The following is an 18,520-nucleotide window of genomic DNA, read 5'->3' as shown; positions in this document are numbered from 1 at the left end:
AGCCATGCCGCGCATTGCGTATGTGAACGGGCGCTACGTCGCTCACGCCGAAGCTTCCGTGCATATCGAGGACCGTGGCTATCAATTCGCCGACGGCGTCTACGAGGTCTGCGAGGTGGCACGAGGCTTCATCGTCGACATGCCGCGCCATCTCGCCCGATTGAACCGCTCACTTGCCGAACTCTCGATCGATTGGCCGATCACGCGCGGCGTGCTGCCGCTCGTCATGCGCGAGGTGGTGCGCCGCAACCATGTCGTCGACGGCTTGGTCTATGTCCAGGTGACACGCGGCGTCGCCAGCCGCGAGTTTTTCTTTCCGCCGGCGGACACGAAGCCGTCGCTGGTGGTGACTGCCAAAAAAGCCGATCCTGCAGCTGCCGCGAAGCGCGCCGAGAGCGGGATCCGGGTTATCACGGTGCCGGAGAACCGGTGGGATCGGGTCGATATCAAGTCGGTCGGCCTGCTGCCGAACGTGCTGGCCAAGCAGAAAGCCAAGGAAGCCGGCGCTCAGGAGGCCTGGTTCGTCGATGTCGACGGCACCGTCAAGGAAGGTGGATCGTCGAACGCCTGGATCATCACCGGGGATGGCGTGCTGGTGACGCGGCCGGCCGACCACGGCATCCTGCGCGGCATCACCCGTACGACGCTGTTCGACGTGGCCGCCAAGCTCGGCCTGAAGATCGAGGAGCGCGGTTTTTCGGTGGCTGAAGCCAAGGCCGCGCGCGAGGTTTTCATCAGCTCCGCGACCACGATTGCCATGCCGGTGGTGGCGATCGATGGCGCTCCCGTCGCCAACGGCCACCCGGGCTCGATAACAGTTTCATTACGGCAGGCCTTTTTTGACGTTGCGGAAAAAAGTCCAGCCTGATAACCGCACAGATGGAATGAACATCAATATATCTCGTTCTGCTTGTCGTTACTGACGGCAAGATGGTGTTTGCGTGCTTGACATGTGCCGGCTAATTTGGCGCATTGGCCTGCAAACCGAAGGGGATCGGCGAAAGACAAGAACAATGGCGGAACGATCGCAAAATCTTCAGGACCTGTTCCTGAATTCAGTTCGCAAGAGCAAAAATCCACTCACCATCTTTCTCATCAACGGCGTGAAGCTGACCGGCGTGGTCACTTCGTTCGACAATTTCTGCGTTCTGCTGCGTCGCGACGGCCATTCCCAGCTTGTCTACAAGCACGCTATTTCCACGATCATGCCGAGCCAGCCGGTTCAGATGTTCGATGGTGAGGAAAGCCAGGGCGCCTGATTGGCACGTGAGAAAGACGCGGACCGCAGCATTCGCGGAAAACCAGCACATCAGACCGGGACAGAGGCCAACGGCCCGACCCGGGCGGTGGTTATCGTGCCGGTGCTTACCCGGCAGCCTCGTGGCGACGACGACACCAACCGCCCCCGCCTGACCCGTTCCGCCGAGGCTCGTCGCGACGAGGCCGTCGGCCTCGCCAGCGCAATCGACCTCGACCTGGTCCACACGGCGGTGGTGACCGTCAACGATCCACGCCCGGCGACCTTGCTCGGCAGCGGCAAGGTGGCGGAGTTCGCTGAGATCGTCAAAGAGGGCCACGCGGAAGTGGTCATTGTCGATCATCCGCTGACCCCGGTACAGCAGCGCAACCTCGAAAAAGAGTTGAACGCCAAGGTGCTCGACCGCACCGGGCTGATCCTGGAGATTTTCGGCGAGCGCGCCCGCACCAAGGAAGGCACGCTGCAGGTCGATCTTGCCCATCTCAACTACCAGAAAGGCCGCCTTGTGCGGAGCTGGACCCACCTCGAGCGCCAGCGTGGCGGCGCCGGCTTTCTCGGCGGCCCTGGCGAGACCCAGATCGAGTCGGATCGGCGTGTGCTGCAGGACAAGATCACCAAGCTGAAGCACGAGCTCGAAACTGTGCGCCGCACCCGCGACCTGCACCGCGCCAAGCGCAAGAAGGTGCCATTTCCGGTGGTGGCGATCGTCGGCTACACCAATGCCGGCAAGTCGACTCTGTTCAACCGGCTGACCGGAGCAGGGGTGCTGGCCGAAGACATGCTGTTTGCCACGCTCGACCCGACGCTGCGCCGCGTGCGTCTGCCGCACGGCACGCCGATCATCCTTTCCGATACGGTCGGCTTCATTTCCGACCTGCCAACGCATCTGGTCGCGGCCTTCAGGGCGACGCTGGAGGAAGTGGTCGAGGCAGACCTCGTCATTCATCTGCGCGACATCTCCGATCCCGATACGGCCGCGCAGGCCGAAGATGTCGAGCGCATCCTTGCCGATCTCGGCGTCGATGCCCGCGATAGCAAGCGCGTCATCGAAGTATGGAACAAGATCGACCGGCTCGACGAGGGCAACCGGGCGCGGCTGCTTGCCGATGGTGCTGACGGCAAGAAGGCACCGCCGATCGCCATATCGGCGGTAACCGGCGAGGGCATCGATGCGCTGAAGACGATCATCGAGACGATGATGTCGGGCGAACTGGAGACGTTCACCGTCACACTCAAGCCCGACCAACTCGGCGTCGTCGACTGGCTTTACCGCAACGGCGACATCGTCTCGCGCGACGACAATGAGGATGGCAGCGTGACCGTCGCGCTCAAGGCTACACACAGCGCTCGGCAGGAGATCGAAAGCCGATTGCGCCGTCAAAACAACGGGTAGAGGCGTTTACTTCGCGCTTTTTGCCTGATGCCAGAGCGCTTCCATCTCGTCCAGCGTCGCCTCTTCGAGGCTGTTTCCCGACGCTTGCAGCGTCCGCTCGACATAGTGGAAGCGCGATCGGAATTTTTCGTTGGTGCCGCTGAGTGCCGCTTCGGAATCAATTTTGAGGTGCCGGCCGAGATTGACGACCGCAAACAGCATGTCGCCGAACTCATCCTTGATCGGCGCGCTGTCGCCTTTGGCCAGCGCTTCTCGCAATTCGCCGATCTCCTCCTCTATCTTTTCGAGGATCGGTGCCGCCTCGCTCCAGTCGAAGCCGACGCGGGCGGCCTTTTCCTGCAGTTTGAGCGCTCGGGTCAGTGCGGGCAGGGCGACCGGCACGCTGTCGAGAAAGCCCTTGCCATGGTCTTCCGGGTCGAGCCCACGGGTGAGGCGCGCACTGCGCTTCTCCGCCTTTTCCTCTGCCTTGATCTTTTCCCACATGCCCTTGGCCATGCCGGCGCTGCGCGCCTTGTTGTCGCCGAAGACATGGGGGTGGCGGCGGATCATTTTTGTGGTGATGGCCAGGACCACATCGCCGAATGAAAATTCGCCGGCCTCCTCGGCCATTTGCGCGTGGTAGATCACTTGCAGCAGGAGATCGCCGAGTTCATCCCGCAGATCGTCCAGATCGCCGCGCGCAATGGCGTCCGCCACTTCGTAGGCTTCCTCGATCGTGTACGGCGCGATTGTCGAAAAGTCCTGCTCGATATCCCACGGGCAGCCGGTTTCCGGCGCCCGCAGCGCGGCCATGATCTCGATCAGCCGGGAAATGTCTTTCGAGGGTTTCATCAGGCGAACGCTATCCTGTACCTGGCCGCGCGGCCAACGGCTTCAGCCGGCGAGGGCGTCTTGTCCACAGATGGGCGGCCAGACCATGATCCGAAAGTGGAAGCCGGTTTCCGGAAAAGATCCTAACTAGCAAAAAGTATCAGTCGAGCACGGAGACTATCGCCTTGGCGAGCGCATCCATGCCGTCCTCGGGCAGGCCGGCAACGTTGATGCGGCTGTCGCCGACCATATAGATGGCATGCTCGGCGCGCAGCCGCTCGACTTGCGCTTCCGACAGGCCAAGCCGGGAAAACATGCCGCGATGGCTGGCGACGAAATCGAAACGGTCGGAGTTGGACTGCCGCCGCAGCGCCTCGGCGAACTGGACGCGCAGCCGCAGCATGCGCAGCCGCATCTCTTCAAGCTCTGCCTCCCAGTCGGAACGCAATGCGGGGTCTTCAAGCACGATGCGCACCGCCGCCGCGCCGTGGTCCGGCGGCATCGAATACATGGCGCGCGCCGCCGACAGCATCTGGCCCATCGCCAAATCCGCCTGCACGCCACCTTTCGCCATGATCAGCGCTGCACCGACTCGGTCGCGATAGACGGCAAAGTTCTTCGAGCAGCTGGAGGCAACGACCATTTCCGGAACTTTTGCCGCCAGAAGGCGCAAGCCGGCGGCATCCGCATCAAGTCCCTCGCCAAAGCCCTGATAGGCGATGTCGACAAAGGGCAGCAGGCCGCGCTCAACGACAAGATCGGCAATGGCAGCCCATTGCGAGATGTCTAGATTGGCGCCTGTCGGGTTATGGCAACAGCCATGCAACAATACGACGTCGCCAGGATTCGCGGTTCTCAATGCATTCAGCATGTCGTCGAAGCGAACCGCACCAGAAGCAGCGTCGAAATAGGGATATTCGCGTGTCTGCAGGCCAGCGGCGCGCATCACCGGCATGTGGTTCGGCCATGTCGGATCCGACAGCCAGACCATCGCGTCGGTGCGGGTCCTTTTCAGCAGCTCTGCTACCAGCCGCAGCGCGCCGGAGCCGCCTGGCGCCTGCGCCGCACGAATGCGCGTCATGTCGGCGGCTGGGCCGAACACCAACCTGGCCATCGCCGCGTTGAAGGCGGTATCGCCGGCAAGGCCGAGATAGGTCTTGGTATCCTGGCCCTGCAGCAGCCGCTTTTCGGCTTCGCGCACCGCGCGCATCACCGGCGTCTTGCCGTCGCGATCCCTATAAACGCCGACCCCAAGATCGACCTTGTCGGGACGCGGGTCGGCGCGATAGAGGCCGATCAAGGCCAGGATCTTGTCGGCAGGCGCGGGCTGGAGATTTTCGAACATCGATAAGGTTCCGTTGGCGGCGGAGTGATACGCAAACCGGCCGTACTTTGCCAGCAGTTTCATATGCGTCAACTCGGCGCCGGTTTGCCTCGAGGGCGGCCGATACTATCTGGCGGGCGAGAGCGGCCCGATATCTCCCAGGACGAGAACGCGGCGAGCCGTAAGAAAATTTCGGGGAGAGCGGGATTAACATCCCGACCTGCTCCGTAAACAGGACATGAAACGGCCGATGCCACGCTTCGATATTCTGGGACAGCTCGGTTCGCTGCGCCGCTATGCACGCTCGCTGACGCGCGACAGCGCCGATGCAGAGGATCTGGTGCATGATGCGCTGGTGCGTGCCTATGAGCGACGCGGCAGCTTCCGCTCCGGCGGAAATCTTCGCGTATGGCTGCTGTCGATCGTCCATAATGCATTCATCGACGGTCTGCGGTCCCGCAAATCCGAAGCAATGCGAATCGAACAGGCCGGCTATCTCGCCGAGGCGAATGTCCAGGCTCCGCAGGAACATTCGGTCCGTCTGGCGCAGGTGCGCGAAGCGTTTTTCGAATTGCCGGAGGAGCAGCGTTCGGCGTTGCATCTCGTCGCCATCGAGGGGCTTAGCTACAGCCAGGCCGCTGAGGTGAGTGGCGTGCCGCTTGGCACGCTGATGTCGCGCATCGGCAGGGCGCGTGCGGCCCTGCGCGAGATGGAGGACGCGGTGCCGGCACGCGCGAAAGGCCATCTGAAGATCGTCGGAGGTGGATCATGAACCAACTGCGCGATCCCGTGACCGACGCCGATCTCGACGCCTATGTCGACGATCAGCTGGACGTGGCTCGTCGCATCGAGGTCGAGGCGTTCCTTTCGGCCCGCCCGGACGCGGCCGCGCGGGTGATGTCCGACCTGCGGATGCGTGACGAATTGCGCGTGGCGCTTGCCGGATCGAAAGGCATGGCGCGGCCCGCGACGGCCGATGCTGCACGGCGGCTGGAGCGAGGATTGGCGCGCGGCCGCGTCCTTGGTGCTTTGCAGCGAGCTGCGGCAGTCGCTGTCTTCGTCGCTGCCGGCTGGCTTGCGAACGGGCTCATCGGACCGATATCGGTGACGGAAGTCGTCGCTTCGACCCATCCGCCCGCCTATGTGGAGGACGCAGTCCGGGCGCATCGGACGACGCTCGTGCGCGAGGCGATGTCGTCACAACTCGAGGCGCCTGACTACAATGCCGACGAAATCCGCGCCGTGACGGCGATCGTGATGCCATCGCTGCCAGCGGACTGGACGGTCCGTGACGTGCAGATCTATCCATCGCAATTCGGACCGAGCGTCGAGATGGCTGTCGAGACGAAAGAGATGGGGCTGGTCTCGTTGTTCGCGATCAGGCCCGGAACATTCGACGTCGTCAAGCCGACCGTCGTTCCCTCGGGCGAAGTTTCCTCGGCTTATTTCCAGATCGGCGAGGTCGCCTACGCGGTCGTCGGACGCAGCGATGTCGGCGGTCTCGATCGCACGGCCGAAGCGCTCGCCAAAACGCTTTACTGATCGACCTGCAAGAAGGAGAACCACATGAACAATCTCGGATATATCGGGGCCGGAGCCCGAGCCGGAGCCGTCTACGATGAAGGCCTGCGCCGGCACATGCTGCGCGTCTATAACTATATGGGCCTTGGCCTCGTCGTTACGGGCGTGATCGCGTTCGTGGTGGCTTCCACGCCCGCCCTTTACGTGCCGATCTTCTCCACACCGCTGAAATGGGTGGTGATGCTGGCCCCGCTGGCCTTTGTGCTCTTGTTCTCGTTTCGGATGCAGGCGATGTCGGCAGCCGGCGCCCAGGCGATGTTCTGGGCATTCTGCGCGGTCATGGGCCTGTCGCTGGCTTCCGTGTTCCTGGTCTTTACCGGCACCAGCATCGCACGCACCTTCTTCATCGCCGCCACCATGTTCGGCGCGACCAGCCTTTACGGGTACACGACCAAACGCGACCTGACGCAGTTTTCGTCGTTCCTGATCATGGGCCTGATCGGCGTGGTGATCGCCAGCATCGTCAATATCTTCCTGGGCTCGACCGCGCTCCAATTCGCGATCTCTGTGATCGGCATCGCCGTCTTCATCGGCCTCACCGCCTGGGATACCCAGACGATCAAGGAGCAGTATGCGGAAAACTTCGGCGCGGAATCACAGCAGAAACTCGCTGTCTTCGGTGCATTCTCGCTCTATCTGAACTTCATCAACATCTTCCAACTGCTGTTGAACTTCACCGGCGAGCGCGAATAGCCGGCGTTGAACCAAGACCGGAGTTGGACATCATGGACAGAAACGATCAGCAAGCGATCGGACAGCTCTTCGAGAAGTTGGCAAGCGCCGAGCGCCAGGCGCCGCCGCGCGATGCCGAAGCAGAGCGCTTCATCCAGAACCAGATCACCCAGCAGCCTGGGGCGCCATATTACATGGCCCAGACGATCGTGGTGCAGGAGCAGGCCCTGAACGCAGCTCAGGCGCGCATCGAAGAACTGGAGGAGCAGGCGCGGCAGCCGGCCGGCGGTGGACCGCTCAGCGGCTTCTTCGGCCGCAGCGGCGGCAGGCGCTCAGGCTCGGTGCCGCGGGTAGGGCGCGCCGCCTCCGTTGCAACTGAAGGGCCGCAGGACACGCCACAGCGGGCAGGCGGCGGTTTTCTTGCCGGCGCTGCGCAGACCGCGATGGGCGTGGCCGGCGGCGTGCTGCTCGGCAACGCGATCGCCGGCATGTTTGGCGGCAGCGAAGCGAAGGCAGCTGAACAGCCGACGCCGCAGCCGGACGAAGCCGATCAGGCAGGCGATGCCAGCTCCGACAATGGCGGTGACTTCGGTGATGGTGACTTCGGTGATATGGAGTTCTGATGAGTGACCCAGACTGTGCCTGTACCGGCGCTGGGGACGATTGCGGGTCAGCATAGGCGAGATGGCGAGGGCAACATCCGGGAAGCGAGCCCTCGCCGGCGGCTAATAACCCAGGCGCTTCAGTTCAGCCTTGACCGCTGCGATCGTCTTGAAGCGGAAGTGCTTCGTTGTGCCGTCGCGCCAATGGCAGTCGCATGTGGCGTCGAACTTCCGGCTCGCTTTCAATTGAGTCAGCGCCTTCTGGCCTGGCTTGGGGCCATCGAAGATGCGAACTTCGTAGAGCGTCCCTTCGACATCGTAGTGCATCTGAGCCCAGGAAAGTATCACGATCAGTTCCTTCGCCGGGTCGTGGTCGGCGTTGGCGAGGCCGAGCGCTATGTCCGGTGTGTCACCCTCTTGTTCACCGATCGTGACCTGGATTGCGCGATATCTATTGTCAGCTAGCCGTTGCAGCGCGACGAGCGGGCGTTCCGGATAGTCCTCAGCGGTCTGGTAATCGACGAAGAGTGTCTGGAGGCCGTTCCAGCTCACGGCTGTGGTGTGCGGATCAGCATTGTCGGCGAACCCAACAACACGTTTGGCGAAAGCCAAGTCGTTCTCGCCTGGCGCACGATCAAGGTCCTGCGCTCGCGCGCCAGTGAGCGCGCAGGCGAGGGTGAGGGCAAGACTTGCAAGCAGCGGAAGCGTGTTCATGAGTCGCAACCCTAGCATGCCCGTTGCCCCACAGCGCTGTTGCGAATGTCTAAGAGTGACCGGCCTGATCTCACCGCCAACGGATGCTATAGGCGTAGTCGCATAAGATAGATTATGGAACTAGCTTGGCCGATTGGATGTGACGTGAAGATAGCACCTCGCGATATCCAACTCGGGAACCCAGGCCGTAAAAACTTAGTCTTTCACGCTGATTCGTAAGGGATTTCGATCGTCATGCCGTCATAAGCAGGCTCGACGTTGGCCGGCGTCTCGGCCATTACCGTAGCGTAGTCGAGTGGCACATGCATATGCGTCAGCACCGCGTTCTTCGGCGCCAGTCTTTCGATCCAGCCAAGCGCCTGGCCAAGCGACAGATGGCTCGGATGGACGGTGTATTGCAGCGCGTCGATGACCAGCATGTCCAGCCCGCGCAAACGCTTGGCGGTCGCCTCCGGAAAGTCGCTGACGTCAGGGCAATAGGCCAGCCCACCGATGCGGAAACCCAGCGAGGTGATGTCGCCATGGAGCTGCAGCAGCGGTTCGAGGGTGAGGGCGCCGCCCTCGCCTGCGATCACCACCGGCCTGTGGTGGTCGATGACATGGGCGTTGACGATCGGCGGATACGAACTGCCTTTCGGTGTTTCGAAACAGTAGCGGAACGCCTCGCGTAGGCGCAGCATGGTAGCCTGATCCGCATGGATGTCGATCCGGTGGCGCTGCTCGAGCACGAAGCCGCGCAAATCGTCGATGCCGTGGATATGGTCTGCATGCGGATGTGTATAGACCACCGCATCGATGCGCTTGACCGATGCCAGCAGCATCTGCTCGCGGAAATCCGGGCCGGTGTCGATGACGACCGTGGTCCGGGCGCCACTCGCCGCGATCCGCTCGACGAGCGCTGCGGTGCGCGTGCGCCGGTTCCGGGGGTTCGCGGGATCGCAATTGCCCCAGTCGCCGGTGATGCGTGGCGTGCCCGGCGATGAGCCGCAGCCGAGGACGGTAAGACGTAACCGGTCGCTCATGCGTCAGGCGCCCGGCGCGCTCGGGCGCGGCATTTTCCTGAACAGCCGGAAGAAATTATCCGTGGTGATATTAGCGATCTCGGCCTCGCTGAAGCCGATCGTCTCGGCCAGCACCTTGGCTGTATGCGCGACATAGGCGGGCTCATTACGCTTGCCGCGAAACGGGATCGGCGCAAGGTATGGCGCGTCGGTTTCGACCAGCAGACGGTCGCGCGGCACATCGGCGGCGACGGCGCGCAGCTCGGCGGAGTTCTTGAAGGTCAGGATGCCGGAAAACGAGACGTAGCCGCCGAGCGCCACGCCGATCTCGGCCAGCCGGCGCCCCGACGAAAAACAGTGCAGGATGAAGGGGAAGGCGCCCTTCCCCGTTTCTTCTTCGAGGATATCAGCCATGTCGTCGTCGGCGTCGCGCGAATGGATGACCAGCGGCAGGCTGGTCACGCGCGCCGCGGCGATGTGGGTGCGAAAGCCCTGCGCCTGTGCGTCGCGCGGCGCATGATCGTAGAAATAGTCGAGTCCGGCCTCGCCGATCGCCACCACTTTGCGATGAGCAGAGAGCCGCACCAGATCATCGACAGTGACATCAAGCTCTTCGGCCGCATTATGCGGATGGGTGCCGACCGAGCAATAGACCTCATCGAAAGTCTCTGCAATCTCAAGCACTTGGTTAAATCGCCTCACCCTCGTCGAGATCGTCACCATTCGGCCGATGCCGGCCGCTAGGGCGCGGGCGACAATGGCCGCCCGCTCTTCGGCGAAATCCGGAAAGTCGAGGTGGCAGTGACTGTCGACCAGCATCAGGCGTTCGCGTCCTGCTTTTCGTAACGCGGAAAGACCGCCTCCGGCGCAGGCAATGCTGTGCCGGGCACCAGCGCATAGTCGGCGTGGACATGCGCAAAGTCACGGTTGTCTGCCGGCACCGCCAGCAGGTCGAGCAGCTTAGCAGCCGACCCCGGAACAAAGGGCTGGCAGAGCAGCGTCACGCGCCGGACGACTTCGATCGTCGTCCACAGAACTGTCTTCATACGCTCTGGATCGCTTTTGCTTAGCGCCCAGGGTTGCTGAGAGGCGAAATAGCGGTCAGCTTCGGCCACCACTCCGAAGATCGCCGCCAGCGCCAAATGGATGCCCTGATCCGCCATCGCCTTTCGCGCGACGGCGAGTGCCCCCACCGCTTGGTCGAGGATGGCGCTGTCGGCTTCGGTCAGTTCGCCGCGCTTTGGCACCGCGCCGCTGCAGTTCTTGGCGATCATCTTCAGCGAGCGCTGCGCCAGATTGCCGAGGCCATTGGCAAGGTCGGCATTGGTGCGGTTGACGATCGCATCATGGCTGTAGCTGCCGTCCTGGCCGAACGGCACTTCGCGCAGCAAGAAATAGCGCACCTGGTCGAGGCCGTAGTGCTCGATCATCGCGAACGGGTCGATGACGTTGCCGACCGACTTCGACATTTTCTCGCCGCGGTTGAACAAAAAACCATGCGCGAACACGCGCTTCGGCAATTCGATGCCAGCCGACATCAGGAAAGCCGGCCAGTAGACCGCGTGGAAGCGGACGATGTCCTTGCCGATGACGTGCGCGTTTGCCGGCCAGAACGACCATCTCTCATTGGCCGGATCCGGATAGCCGGCGGCGGTGATGTAGTTGGTCAAGGCGTCGACCCAGACATACATCACATGCTTCTCGTCGCCCGGCACCGGGATGCCCCAGTCGAACGTGGTGCGCGAGATCGATAGGTCCTTCAGGCCGGACCTGACGAAGCTCATCACCTCATTGCGCCTCTCGGCAGGACCGACGAAATCGGGCTGGTTTTCGTAAAGTGCAAGGAGCCTGTCCTGATAGGCCGACAGCCGGAAGAAGTAGCTCTCTTCCTCGACCCATTCGACCGGCGTCCCCTGCGGCCCATAGCGGACATTGTCGGCACGCACCTCGGTCTCTTCTTCGCCGTAATAGGCTTCGTCACGCACCGAGTACCAGCCGGCATAGCCGCCTTTATAGACGTCGCCATTGGCGGCCATCGCCTTCCAGATCGCCTGCGAGGCCTTGTAGTGCCGCTTTTCCGTGGTGCGGATGAAATCGTCGTTGGAGGCATCGAGCGCGACGGCCATGCGCTCGAAATCGGCCGAGTTGCGGTCTGCCAGCTCGCGCGCTGAAATACCTTCTCTCTTCGCCGTCTGCAGCATCTTGATGCCGTGCTCGTCGGTGCCGGTGAGAAAGAGCACGTCCTTACCGTCGAGCCGCTGGAAGCGGGCCAGCGCGTCGGTGGCAATCAACTCGTAGGCATGGCCGATATGCGGTTTGCCGTTCGGATAGGAAATAGCCGTCGTGACGTAGTATTTTTCGCGTGCCATGGATGAGCCGTCATGAATGTCTGAATGAAAGATGTCGCGGTGAGATATCGCATCGAAACGGCAATTGCCATCCGACGCCAATGTGGTGGCTTCGAAGTTCCTGCGACTGATTGGGATCAATACCCAGGGGCTTCAAAGCCACGCCAGCGGCCGTCACATTCGCATTGCAGAATTCAGGCGGTCGATCATGGTCAGGGCGTGCTGCTTTTTGTCGAGATTGTAGGTCTCGGTTTCAGATATAGCGTTCAAAGCCTCGTGCCAAGTATCCGACAGCGTTTTGGCCCGCGCGAGATCGCCGGCGAGCGCGGCCTGGCTGGCGCCGGCCGACAGCAGATCAAGCGCGCGGCGATTGAATATCTCGAACGGGATTGCCTGGTCGCGGCCGGCGACCGCCTCGGCAAGACGGTAGGCGCCTGCGACATCTATCTTCTTGGACATCACCAGGGCGTCGAGGGTGGCGGCGATTTCGAGCCCTCCATACTGCGTCAACAGGATCGCATTGCGCGCGCTGCCCCCTGCCCGCTCCGCCAGCGCCGCGCGCGCCCCAGGATCCTCCGGTGGCGGCGGCTCGATGCCTTCCAGAACCGTCATCAAGCTCTCGGCATCGAGCGGCGCCAACCGCACCATCTGGCAGCGCGACCGGATCGTCGGCAGCAGACTGCCCGGCGCATGGACGATGAGGATGAACAAGGTGCGCGCGGGTGGCTCTTCAAGATTCTTCAGCAAGGCATTGGCAGCATTGGTGTTCATGTCGTCGGCGGGATCGACGATAACCACCCGGTAGCTGCCGTCGTGGGAGGTCAGCGACAGAAAACGGCTGACCTTGCGGATTTCGTCGACCGTGACCACTGTCTTGAAGCTCTTGGTCTTGTCGTTCGCCGGGCGTGTAAGATGCAGCACCGAAGGATGCGCGCCGGTGGCGATCTGTCGAAACAGCGACGAAGCCGGATCTGGAACGGCAAGGCTTTCCGGCGCCTGCTCGAAGACCGGGTGCTTCAACAGATGATGCGCCAGGTGAAAGGCCAGCGTCGCCTTGCCGATGCCAACCGGTCCGGCAAAGATCAGTGCGTGCGGCAGCTTTCCCGAGCGGTAAGCGGTGGCGAGCATGTTGGCCGCCTGCAGGTGACCGACAAGACGCGGCGTCTCGGATGGCTCGGGCACCCCGTCCAGCGTGTCGTGCTGTTCGGGCGCGATGCGTTCGAAAATCATGCTGGCGCCGCCTGCCTTCTTTGTGCCGGCATCATCCTCTCGAGAGCCGCGAAGACCGCGGCGGTAACGACATCCTCCACCGCATCTAGGTCGGCTGAGGCATCGACGACAACGCAGCGTTCGGGTTCAGCTGAGGCGATCGCGAGAAACGCCTCGCGCCGGCGTTGGTGGATGGCCAATGTTTCTTTCTCGAAGCGGTCCGGTCCGTCACTGCTGCCCCGCCGGGCGGTAGCGCGCCTCAGGCCCTCGGCGGGGTCGATGTCGAAGATCAGTGTCATGTCCGGCACCATGCCGTTGATGGCGACCTTCTCCAATGCGTCCATGAATGCCGGGTCGAGGCCGCCGGTGACGCCCTGGTAGACGCGCGAGGAATCCATGAAACGATCGCAAAGTACGACCGAACCGCGCTCGACTGCCGGCCGGATGACCTGTTCGACATGGTCGGAACGCGCAGCGGCGAAAAGCAGCGCTTCCATCTTGGGGCCGAACGGCTCGGCTGCGCCTGAAAGCAGGACATGCCTGACCGCCTCCGCGCCCGGCGAGCCACCCGGCTCACGTGTCACCAGCACATCGTATTTCTTGGCGCGCATCTTCTTTGCCAGCCGCTCGATCTGCGTCGACTTGCCTGCTCCTTCGCCGCCTTCAAAAGTGATGAAAAATCCGCGCGCCAAAGCCTTTGTCCATACTTCGGGGACCGTATAGTCCCGGCGGGAAAAAAGGTCCACCGCGACGGTGCTAACGCAGCCAGCCGACGGCCAGTTCCTTGGCGGCGTCGAGCGCGCGCTGCGGCAGCGAACCGACACCGATCGACTCGGCGGCAAACAGCGGCGTCTCCTGGCTCAGCGTATCGCCGATCCAGACGCGCAGCGTACCCACCGGCTGCCCCTCCTCCACCGGCGCTGCCACCGGTCCGTCATAGACGATCCTGGCGGTGAGCTTGTCGCGGTTGGTGATCGGCAGGAAGATCTGCACCGGTCCTTTTGCCTTTAACGTGACACCGGACTTGGCGCCGCCAAAGACCTGGGCTTCGCCAACCACTTCGTCCTTGGCGAATACTTCAGTCTTCTCGAAGGAGCGAACGCCCCAGTCGAGCAGCTTTCGCGCTTCCTCGGCACGCTCACGGTCGTTTGCCAGGCCGCTCATCGCCGCGATCACCCTTGTGCCGTTGTGGCTGACCGAGCCGACAATGCCGAACCCGGATTGCTCGCTGGCACCGACCGCGAGCCCGTCGGCGCCTATGTCCATGGCCAGTAGCGGATTGCGGTTCCTCTGGGAAATCTTGTTCCAGGTAAAATCCTTCTGGCCGTAATAGCGGTAGAGATCCGGGTAGTTGCGCCAGATATGCAGCGCCAGAAGCGCGAGTTCGCGAACGCTCGTTTGCTGCCCATCGGCCGGCAGACCGGTGGAATTGACGAAAGTCGATTTCTGCAAGCCGATCTGGCGGGCACGCTCGGTCATCTGCGCCGCGAAGTTTGCTTCGGACCCGGCCATCCCTTCAGCGATGACGATACAGCCGTCATTGGCCGCCTGCACGGTCACGCCCTGGATCAGGTCTTCCAGCCGGATCGTCGACTTGATCTTGGCGAACATGGTCGATGTCCCCGAAGGAGCGCCGCCTTTGCGCCAGGCGTTCTCGCTCACCACGAAGGTGTCATCGAGCGTCATGCGCCCTGATTTGATGGCGTCGAAAACCACTTCCATCGTCATCAGCTTGGCCAGCGAGGCCGGCGGGATCGACCTGTCGGCGTCCTTGGAAAACAGCACGGTTCCGGTTTCGGCATCGATCATGAAGGCCTGCGCGGCCTTGGTCTCGAAAAGCTGAGCTGAGGCCTGCGCAAGCGAGAGCAGCAGCAGGCCGAGCGCCATAAGCCCGGTGAAAGGGTGAAAAGATTTCATCAGGTTCGACCAGTGAGCCGGCGCTTTTGCAAGTTGGCAGAAGCTATCAGGCTTTTGCCTGGCGTATCAATCGCGCGCGAAAAAACCAGGCAGCCCAAGCTCAGTTGCGTACCGCAAGCGCATCCGGCGCACCATGCGACCACGCTGCCTGCAGCATCTCGTCCAGGCTGCCACGACCGTCGGCAAAGAGGTTGACCGAGTACCAGTCCTTGCCTTCAAGTTCCGAGCGCTGGATTTCGGTCTTGCCGAAGCTGGAAAGCTGGGCAGCCACACGCTCCGCTTCGGCGGCATTCTCGAATGAACCCGCCGCGACATAGTTGGTGGGAGCGGCTTGCCGCTTCCACGATTGAAGAAGCTCGGCGGGCGACATGCCGGTGCCATTCAGCCCGGCAAACGCGTTGGAGGCGCGCTGCACGCGCTCGTCGGCGTAAGACAGCGACGCCATGGTGAACGGCGATTGCGCCGGCAGGTTGATCTCCGGGCGCTCCGGCACGATCGGGCCGAAATCGGGCAGTACAATGTCTCCCAAAGCAGATGCTTGCACTGCCATGACAGGCCCTGCATCGGATCCCTGCCCGGAATTCGTCAGCTGAACGGGGAACGGCACGGCAGCAGCGCTCACCGGCAGGCTTGGCGACGGCCCATTCATCGCGACCATGACACCGCTGGGCAGGCCGTCCGACGGATCCGGCGCCCTGTTGCCTGGACGATACGAAGCCATAAGATACTGCCCGTCATTGCCTTCGAGCGGCGCACGGCCGACATATTCGACCTTCACCTCGGCCGTACCGATGTTGGCATAATCGAGCATTTCAGCAGCGCGCTTCGACACATCGATGATGCGTCCATCATGATAGGGTCCGCGGTCGTTGACGCGCACGATCACCGAGCTGCCGGTCTTCATGTTGGTGACCCGCGCATAGCTCGGCAGCGGCATGGTCGGATGCGCCGCCGTCAGATCTGCCATGTCGTAGACTTCGCCGTTGGCGGTCAACCGGCCGTGGAAGGCCTCACCGTACCAGGATGCGAGGCCAACCTTGGCGTAACGTTTGTCTTCCTTCGGATAATACCACTTGCCGCGCACCTGATAGGGCTTGCCGAGCTGGTCGCGTCCGCGAGACGTCTTGAACATGACGCGCGGGCTGGCTTTCACGCCGTATTCGGCTTCGGAAAAATATTCCTTGGAGCGAGGTCTCTTGTTGACCATCGCCTTTTGCTGCGGCCCGGCACATGCTGCAAGAAAGGCTGCCGACAAGGCAAACAGCGCGAAAGCGGAAGCGCGACGAAGACGCGGGCGCGCCGTGGTCTGCATATTTTGATTGTCCCCTATAGCATCGACGAAGGCACCGCAGCATGAACGTCAGCGATGCCAAAGCACCCACTCCAGAAACGCCGGCGACGCCCTACCCCAATCCTTTTTGTGCGCAGGAATTGTTTATCACCGTATTAACCGATTGTGGTCGGAACCGGGCGAGATTGTGGCACGGACCGCCTCGCCGATCGGCATGAAAACCATCGCTTATCGATCAGAAACGCCGTTCGTGGCGCACTTTGCCCCTGGCTTGGCGTGGCTGCGAGTGCAGATTCAGGGACCGAATATCACAAGTTCGGTGAACGTCAGATCTCCAGGTGCGGGTGGTCTGGGACCTTTGAAGTATTTCAGCCCCTTGTTTGGGCGGTACCATCCCACCAAGCCTGGAATCGGCTCCTTGGCGTCGACAAAGCAAACCAGGATTCCGCTTCGCAAGAGAAAGCGCCCCATCGCACCGGCGCAGCGGCTCAAATCCGCAAGCGAGCGGCAATAGATGACCTGATGGCACTGGATAACACCGTGCAACATTCGGCGCGGCATCAATACCAGGGGGAACGCTGCTCCGTCGCAAATGCAGATCAACGACAGGCAGCCCAGCGCGGCGTGTTCCGAGAGTATGTATCTCTCACTCTCGGGCAGCATCGCCAATTCCGGAAGATCGGGACGCACTTCGACCACGCGACATGACCGCTGCGCCGAACTCAAAGCCGGCAAGAAGGTAAATTGTCCGCTGGAGAAGAGCCGAAAGCCGAGCGCCCGGTTGGCTTTCAATGTCGCTTGTGCAGGCGAAATGTTCGTGTAGGTCACGTCCTTCCGCTTGAGAACCGCCGCAACCAACATGGCGCCATAGGGACGGAAATCTGCATCGACTGACCAGCTTGAAAGATTGCAGCGGATTTCCTCGCTCTCCGACCCCTGATAGCGAGCATAAAGGGTGAGCACAACGCCGACGATCCGACCGGCATGCTCCAAAGCAAAGCCATATTGTGGGAACTCGGCAACCACAGGCCGCTGCGACAAGCGGGTCAGAGCGTGTATCCAGTAACTCCGGTTACGCGCCGGAAAGCCCCTGCACAGGCAATCAACCACTCCCTCCCAGTCGGTTTCGCGGATTGGTCTACAGCGAAGACCGGGCGGGAGAGCGCCAAGTACGGCCAAAATCAACTCCAGAATACGATTTACTTACATGTGCCTAATGCGCTCCACATATCGACGCTCAACGATTAATAGTCCGTGCGGGTTTTAAAAACGATTTTCCACACTCAGCACAAACACAGCTCGCCATGACGCTGCTCACCGCCCTGGATCGCGCCGAAAGGTGCGGCCGCCACGGTTGACTTGGTGTTGAATGCGGCTTTACAGGAATGGAGCGCGAACCGGTCGGGGAACGTCCTGGTGCCAATCCGGTACCGACAGCTCGAACCCGCTCCTCTCGCGATATCCTAAGTGATTGAAAAATCACCTTGGAGGGATGGCCGAGCGGTTTAAGGCACCGGTCTTGAAAACCGGCGTGGGTGCAAGCCCACCGTGGGTTCGAATCCCACTCCCTCCGCCATATCCGGCCAATTTCTTCAATCCTGCAGGCATGACGTCGAGTTTTCCGCTCGTCGGATTCTCGACTGCCTGGGTTTAACAGGCCGGTCCGCTTCGGGGAGAACCGCCGCTCTGCCCCATGCAGCGCACCACCTCTCGCGTCGCTGAAATGCGACAGGTGCTGATCGTGGCAACGATACCAAAGTACCGGTGATACTATTGCGTAATCAACAACCTGCCACAAAGCGAAGACTGTCACCCGCCGCGCAGCCGCGCTCGTCGGGTTGATTTCTCCGCCCGAATATGATGCTTCTCCCGCCCATGAATAAACTATTTTCTGCGGTCCTCGGATGGACGATAGTGGCTTGGCCGGCCAGCGCAATGGACAGCGCATTGCGCGCCGGCCTGCTGAAACTCGATCCGCAAACCCGGCTGGAGCAGCGATGCGACGCCGAAATTCTCGACCGGATTACCCGCGACGACCACAAATACAAAGCCGATCGTGTCGTCGCCTACGCTTTTGCGACGCCCGAAATGGGCGCCGATGCGATCAAGAGCCCGGGTGCTGCGTTTCGCAGCAAGGGACAGTGGTACCGGCTGAAATTCAAATGCGAAACAGCGCCGGACCATATGGAAGTCCTGCAGCTCCGCTATCGGATCGGTGATGAAATTCCGGAAAGCGACTGGCCCAAATACAACCTCTATAACTAGGCATTCGCGACCTGTGGCCGCATTTTGCCGGTGTTTCGGGCCGATCGTCGCAAACTCTGTATATTGCCAGCCTTGTTCCAACCAGTCCCTTGACGCGCGGGAACCATACACGTTAGGCCCTCCAGGCATTCGACG

Annotated in this window: 19 protein-coding genes and 1 tRNA gene; 9 read left to right on the top strand and 11 right to left on the bottom strand. The window is 61.8% G+C overall.

The annotated features are described in order from the left end of the window. Positions 1-4: 4 nt before the first annotated feature. From NKI18_RS08150 to hflX, 3 genes are all read left to right on the top strand, one after another. Positions 5-868 (top strand): D-amino-acid transaminase, encoded by an 864-nt coding sequence (locus NKI18_RS08150; RefSeq protein WP_352615763.1) that lies wholly within the window; start codon positions 5-7, stop codon positions 866-868. A 145-nt stretch (positions 869-1,013) separates the two neighbouring features. Next, the gene (gene hfq, locus NKI18_RS08145) at positions 1,014-1,259 is read left to right on the top strand and encodes an RNA chaperone Hfq (RefSeq protein ID WP_006202172.1); all 246 of its coding nucleotides are present in this window, start codon (positions 1,014-1,016) and stop codon (positions 1,257-1,259) included. After that, positions 1,260-2,651, top strand: a complete 1,392-nt coding sequence (gene hflX, locus NKI18_RS08140; protein WP_352615765.1) for a GTPase HflX — start codon at positions 1,260-1,262, stop codon at positions 2,649-2,651. It begins immediately after the preceding gene. 6 nt (positions 2,652-2,657) lie between these two features. On the opposite strand, the gene mazG is transcribed toward hflX, so the two are convergent. Next, a complete protein-coding gene (mazG, locus tag NKI18_RS08135) occupies positions 2,658-3,482 on the bottom strand; it encodes a nucleoside triphosphate pyrophosphohydrolase (RefSeq protein WP_352615767.1) in 825 nt (274 codons plus the stop codon). Between the two features lie 139 nt (positions 3,483-3,621). Then, entirely contained in the window at positions 3,622-4,806 is a 1,185-nt protein-coding gene (locus tag NKI18_RS08130) for an amino acid aminotransferase (protein ID WP_352615769.1), read from the bottom strand. A gap of 217 nt (positions 4,807-5,023) precedes the next feature. Here NKI18_RS08130 and NKI18_RS08125 point away from each other — a divergent pair, with 217 nt between their 5' ends. Genes NKI18_RS08125 through NKI18_RS08110 form a run of 4 tightly spaced genes read left to right on the top strand, consistent with a single transcriptional unit; the run spans position 5,024 to position 7,661 of the window. Continuing rightward, positions 5,024-5,557: a sigma-70 family RNA polymerase sigma factor gene (locus NKI18_RS08125; RefSeq protein WP_502896622.1), complete on the top strand. Its 534-nt coding sequence runs from the start codon at positions 5,024-5,026 to the stop codon at positions 5,555-5,557. Then, positions 5,554-6,327 (top strand): anti-sigma factor family protein, encoded by a 774-nt coding sequence (locus NKI18_RS08120; protein WP_352615771.1) that lies wholly within the window; start codon positions 5,554-5,556, stop codon positions 6,325-6,327. The genes NKI18_RS08125 and NKI18_RS08120 overlap by 4 nt, the downstream gene beginning before the upstream one ends. Positions 6,328-6,351: 24 nt before the next feature. After that, positions 6,352-7,059, top strand: a complete 708-nt coding sequence (locus tag NKI18_RS08115; protein ID WP_352448927.1) for a Bax inhibitor-1/YccA family protein — start codon at positions 6,352-6,354, stop codon at positions 7,057-7,059. Positions 7,060-7,091: 32 nt separating this feature from the next. Then, positions 7,092-7,661, top strand: a complete 570-nt coding sequence (locus tag NKI18_RS08110; RefSeq protein ID WP_352615774.1) for a DUF2076 domain-containing protein — start codon at positions 7,092-7,094, stop codon at positions 7,659-7,661. 102 nt (positions 7,662-7,763) lie between these two features. Here NKI18_RS08110 and NKI18_RS08105 read toward each other — a convergent pair whose 3' ends face one another. From NKI18_RS08105 to NKI18_RS08065, 9 genes are all read right to left on the bottom strand, one after another. Then, positions 7,764-8,354, bottom strand: coding sequence for a hypothetical protein (locus NKI18_RS08105; protein WP_352615776.1), 591 nt, complete (start codon positions 8,352-8,354; stop codon positions 7,764-7,766). A gap of 203 nt (positions 8,355-8,557) precedes the next feature. Then, complete coding sequence (locus NKI18_RS08100) at positions 8,558-9,376, bottom strand: MBL fold metallo-hydrolase (protein WP_352615777.1); 819 nt, start codon at positions 9,374-9,376, stop codon at positions 8,558-8,560. Between the two features lie 3 nt (positions 9,377-9,379). Next, entirely contained in the window at positions 9,380-10,174 is a 795-nt protein-coding gene (locus tag NKI18_RS08095; protein WP_352615779.1) for a TatD family hydrolase, read from the bottom strand. After that, complete coding sequence (metG, locus tag NKI18_RS08090; RefSeq protein ID WP_352577858.1) at positions 10,174-11,724, bottom strand: methionine--tRNA ligase; 1,551 nt, start codon at positions 11,722-11,724, stop codon at positions 10,174-10,176. The genes NKI18_RS08095 and metG overlap by 1 nt, the downstream gene beginning before the upstream one ends. Positions 11,725-11,877: 153 nt before the next feature. Beyond that, positions 11,878-12,933, bottom strand: a complete 1,056-nt coding sequence (locus NKI18_RS08085; protein WP_352615782.1) for a DNA polymerase III subunit delta' — start codon at positions 12,931-12,933, stop codon at positions 11,878-11,880. Beyond that, positions 12,930-13,604: a dTMP kinase gene (gene tmk, locus NKI18_RS08080; protein WP_352448921.1), complete on the bottom strand. Its 675-nt coding sequence runs from the start codon at positions 13,602-13,604 to the stop codon at positions 12,930-12,932. Before tmk ends, NKI18_RS08085 begins: the two co-directional genes overlap by 4 nt. A 64-nt stretch (positions 13,605-13,668) precedes the next feature. Next, a complete protein-coding gene (locus NKI18_RS08075; RefSeq protein WP_353019362.1) occupies positions 13,669-14,799 on the bottom strand; it encodes a D-alanyl-D-alanine carboxypeptidase family protein in 1,131 nt (376 codons plus the stop codon). Positions 14,800-14,929: 130 nt separating this feature from the next. Next, entirely contained in the window at positions 14,930-16,141 is a 1,212-nt protein-coding gene (locus NKI18_RS08070; RefSeq protein ID WP_352615783.1) for a septal ring lytic transglycosylase RlpA family protein, read from the bottom strand. 273 nt (positions 16,142-16,414) lie between these two features. Then, the gene (locus tag NKI18_RS08065) at positions 16,415-17,146 is read right to left on the bottom strand and encodes a hypothetical protein (RefSeq protein ID WP_352615785.1); all 732 of its coding nucleotides are present in this window, start codon (positions 17,144-17,146) and stop codon (positions 16,415-16,417) included. A gap of 460 nt (positions 17,147-17,606) precedes the next feature. On the opposite strand from NKI18_RS08065, the gene NKI18_RS08060 reads away from it, so the two are divergent. Then, positions 17,607-17,696, top strand: a tRNA-Ser gene (locus tag NKI18_RS08060). Between the two features lie 281 nt (positions 17,697-17,977). After that, positions 17,978-18,385, top strand: coding sequence for a DUF930 domain-containing protein (locus tag NKI18_RS08055; RefSeq protein ID WP_352577861.1), 408 nt, complete (start codon positions 17,978-17,980; stop codon positions 18,383-18,385). Positions 18,386-18,520 lie beyond the last annotated feature (135 nt).

Source organism: Mesorhizobium sp. M0800 (assembly GCF_040320095.1).
In the GTDB taxonomy this organism is placed as follows: domain Bacteria; phylum Pseudomonadota; class Alphaproteobacteria; order Rhizobiales; family Rhizobiaceae; genus Mesorhizobium.
Note: the sequence above shows the minus strand (reverse complement) of the source record. Positions and strands in the feature narration are given on the sequence as shown.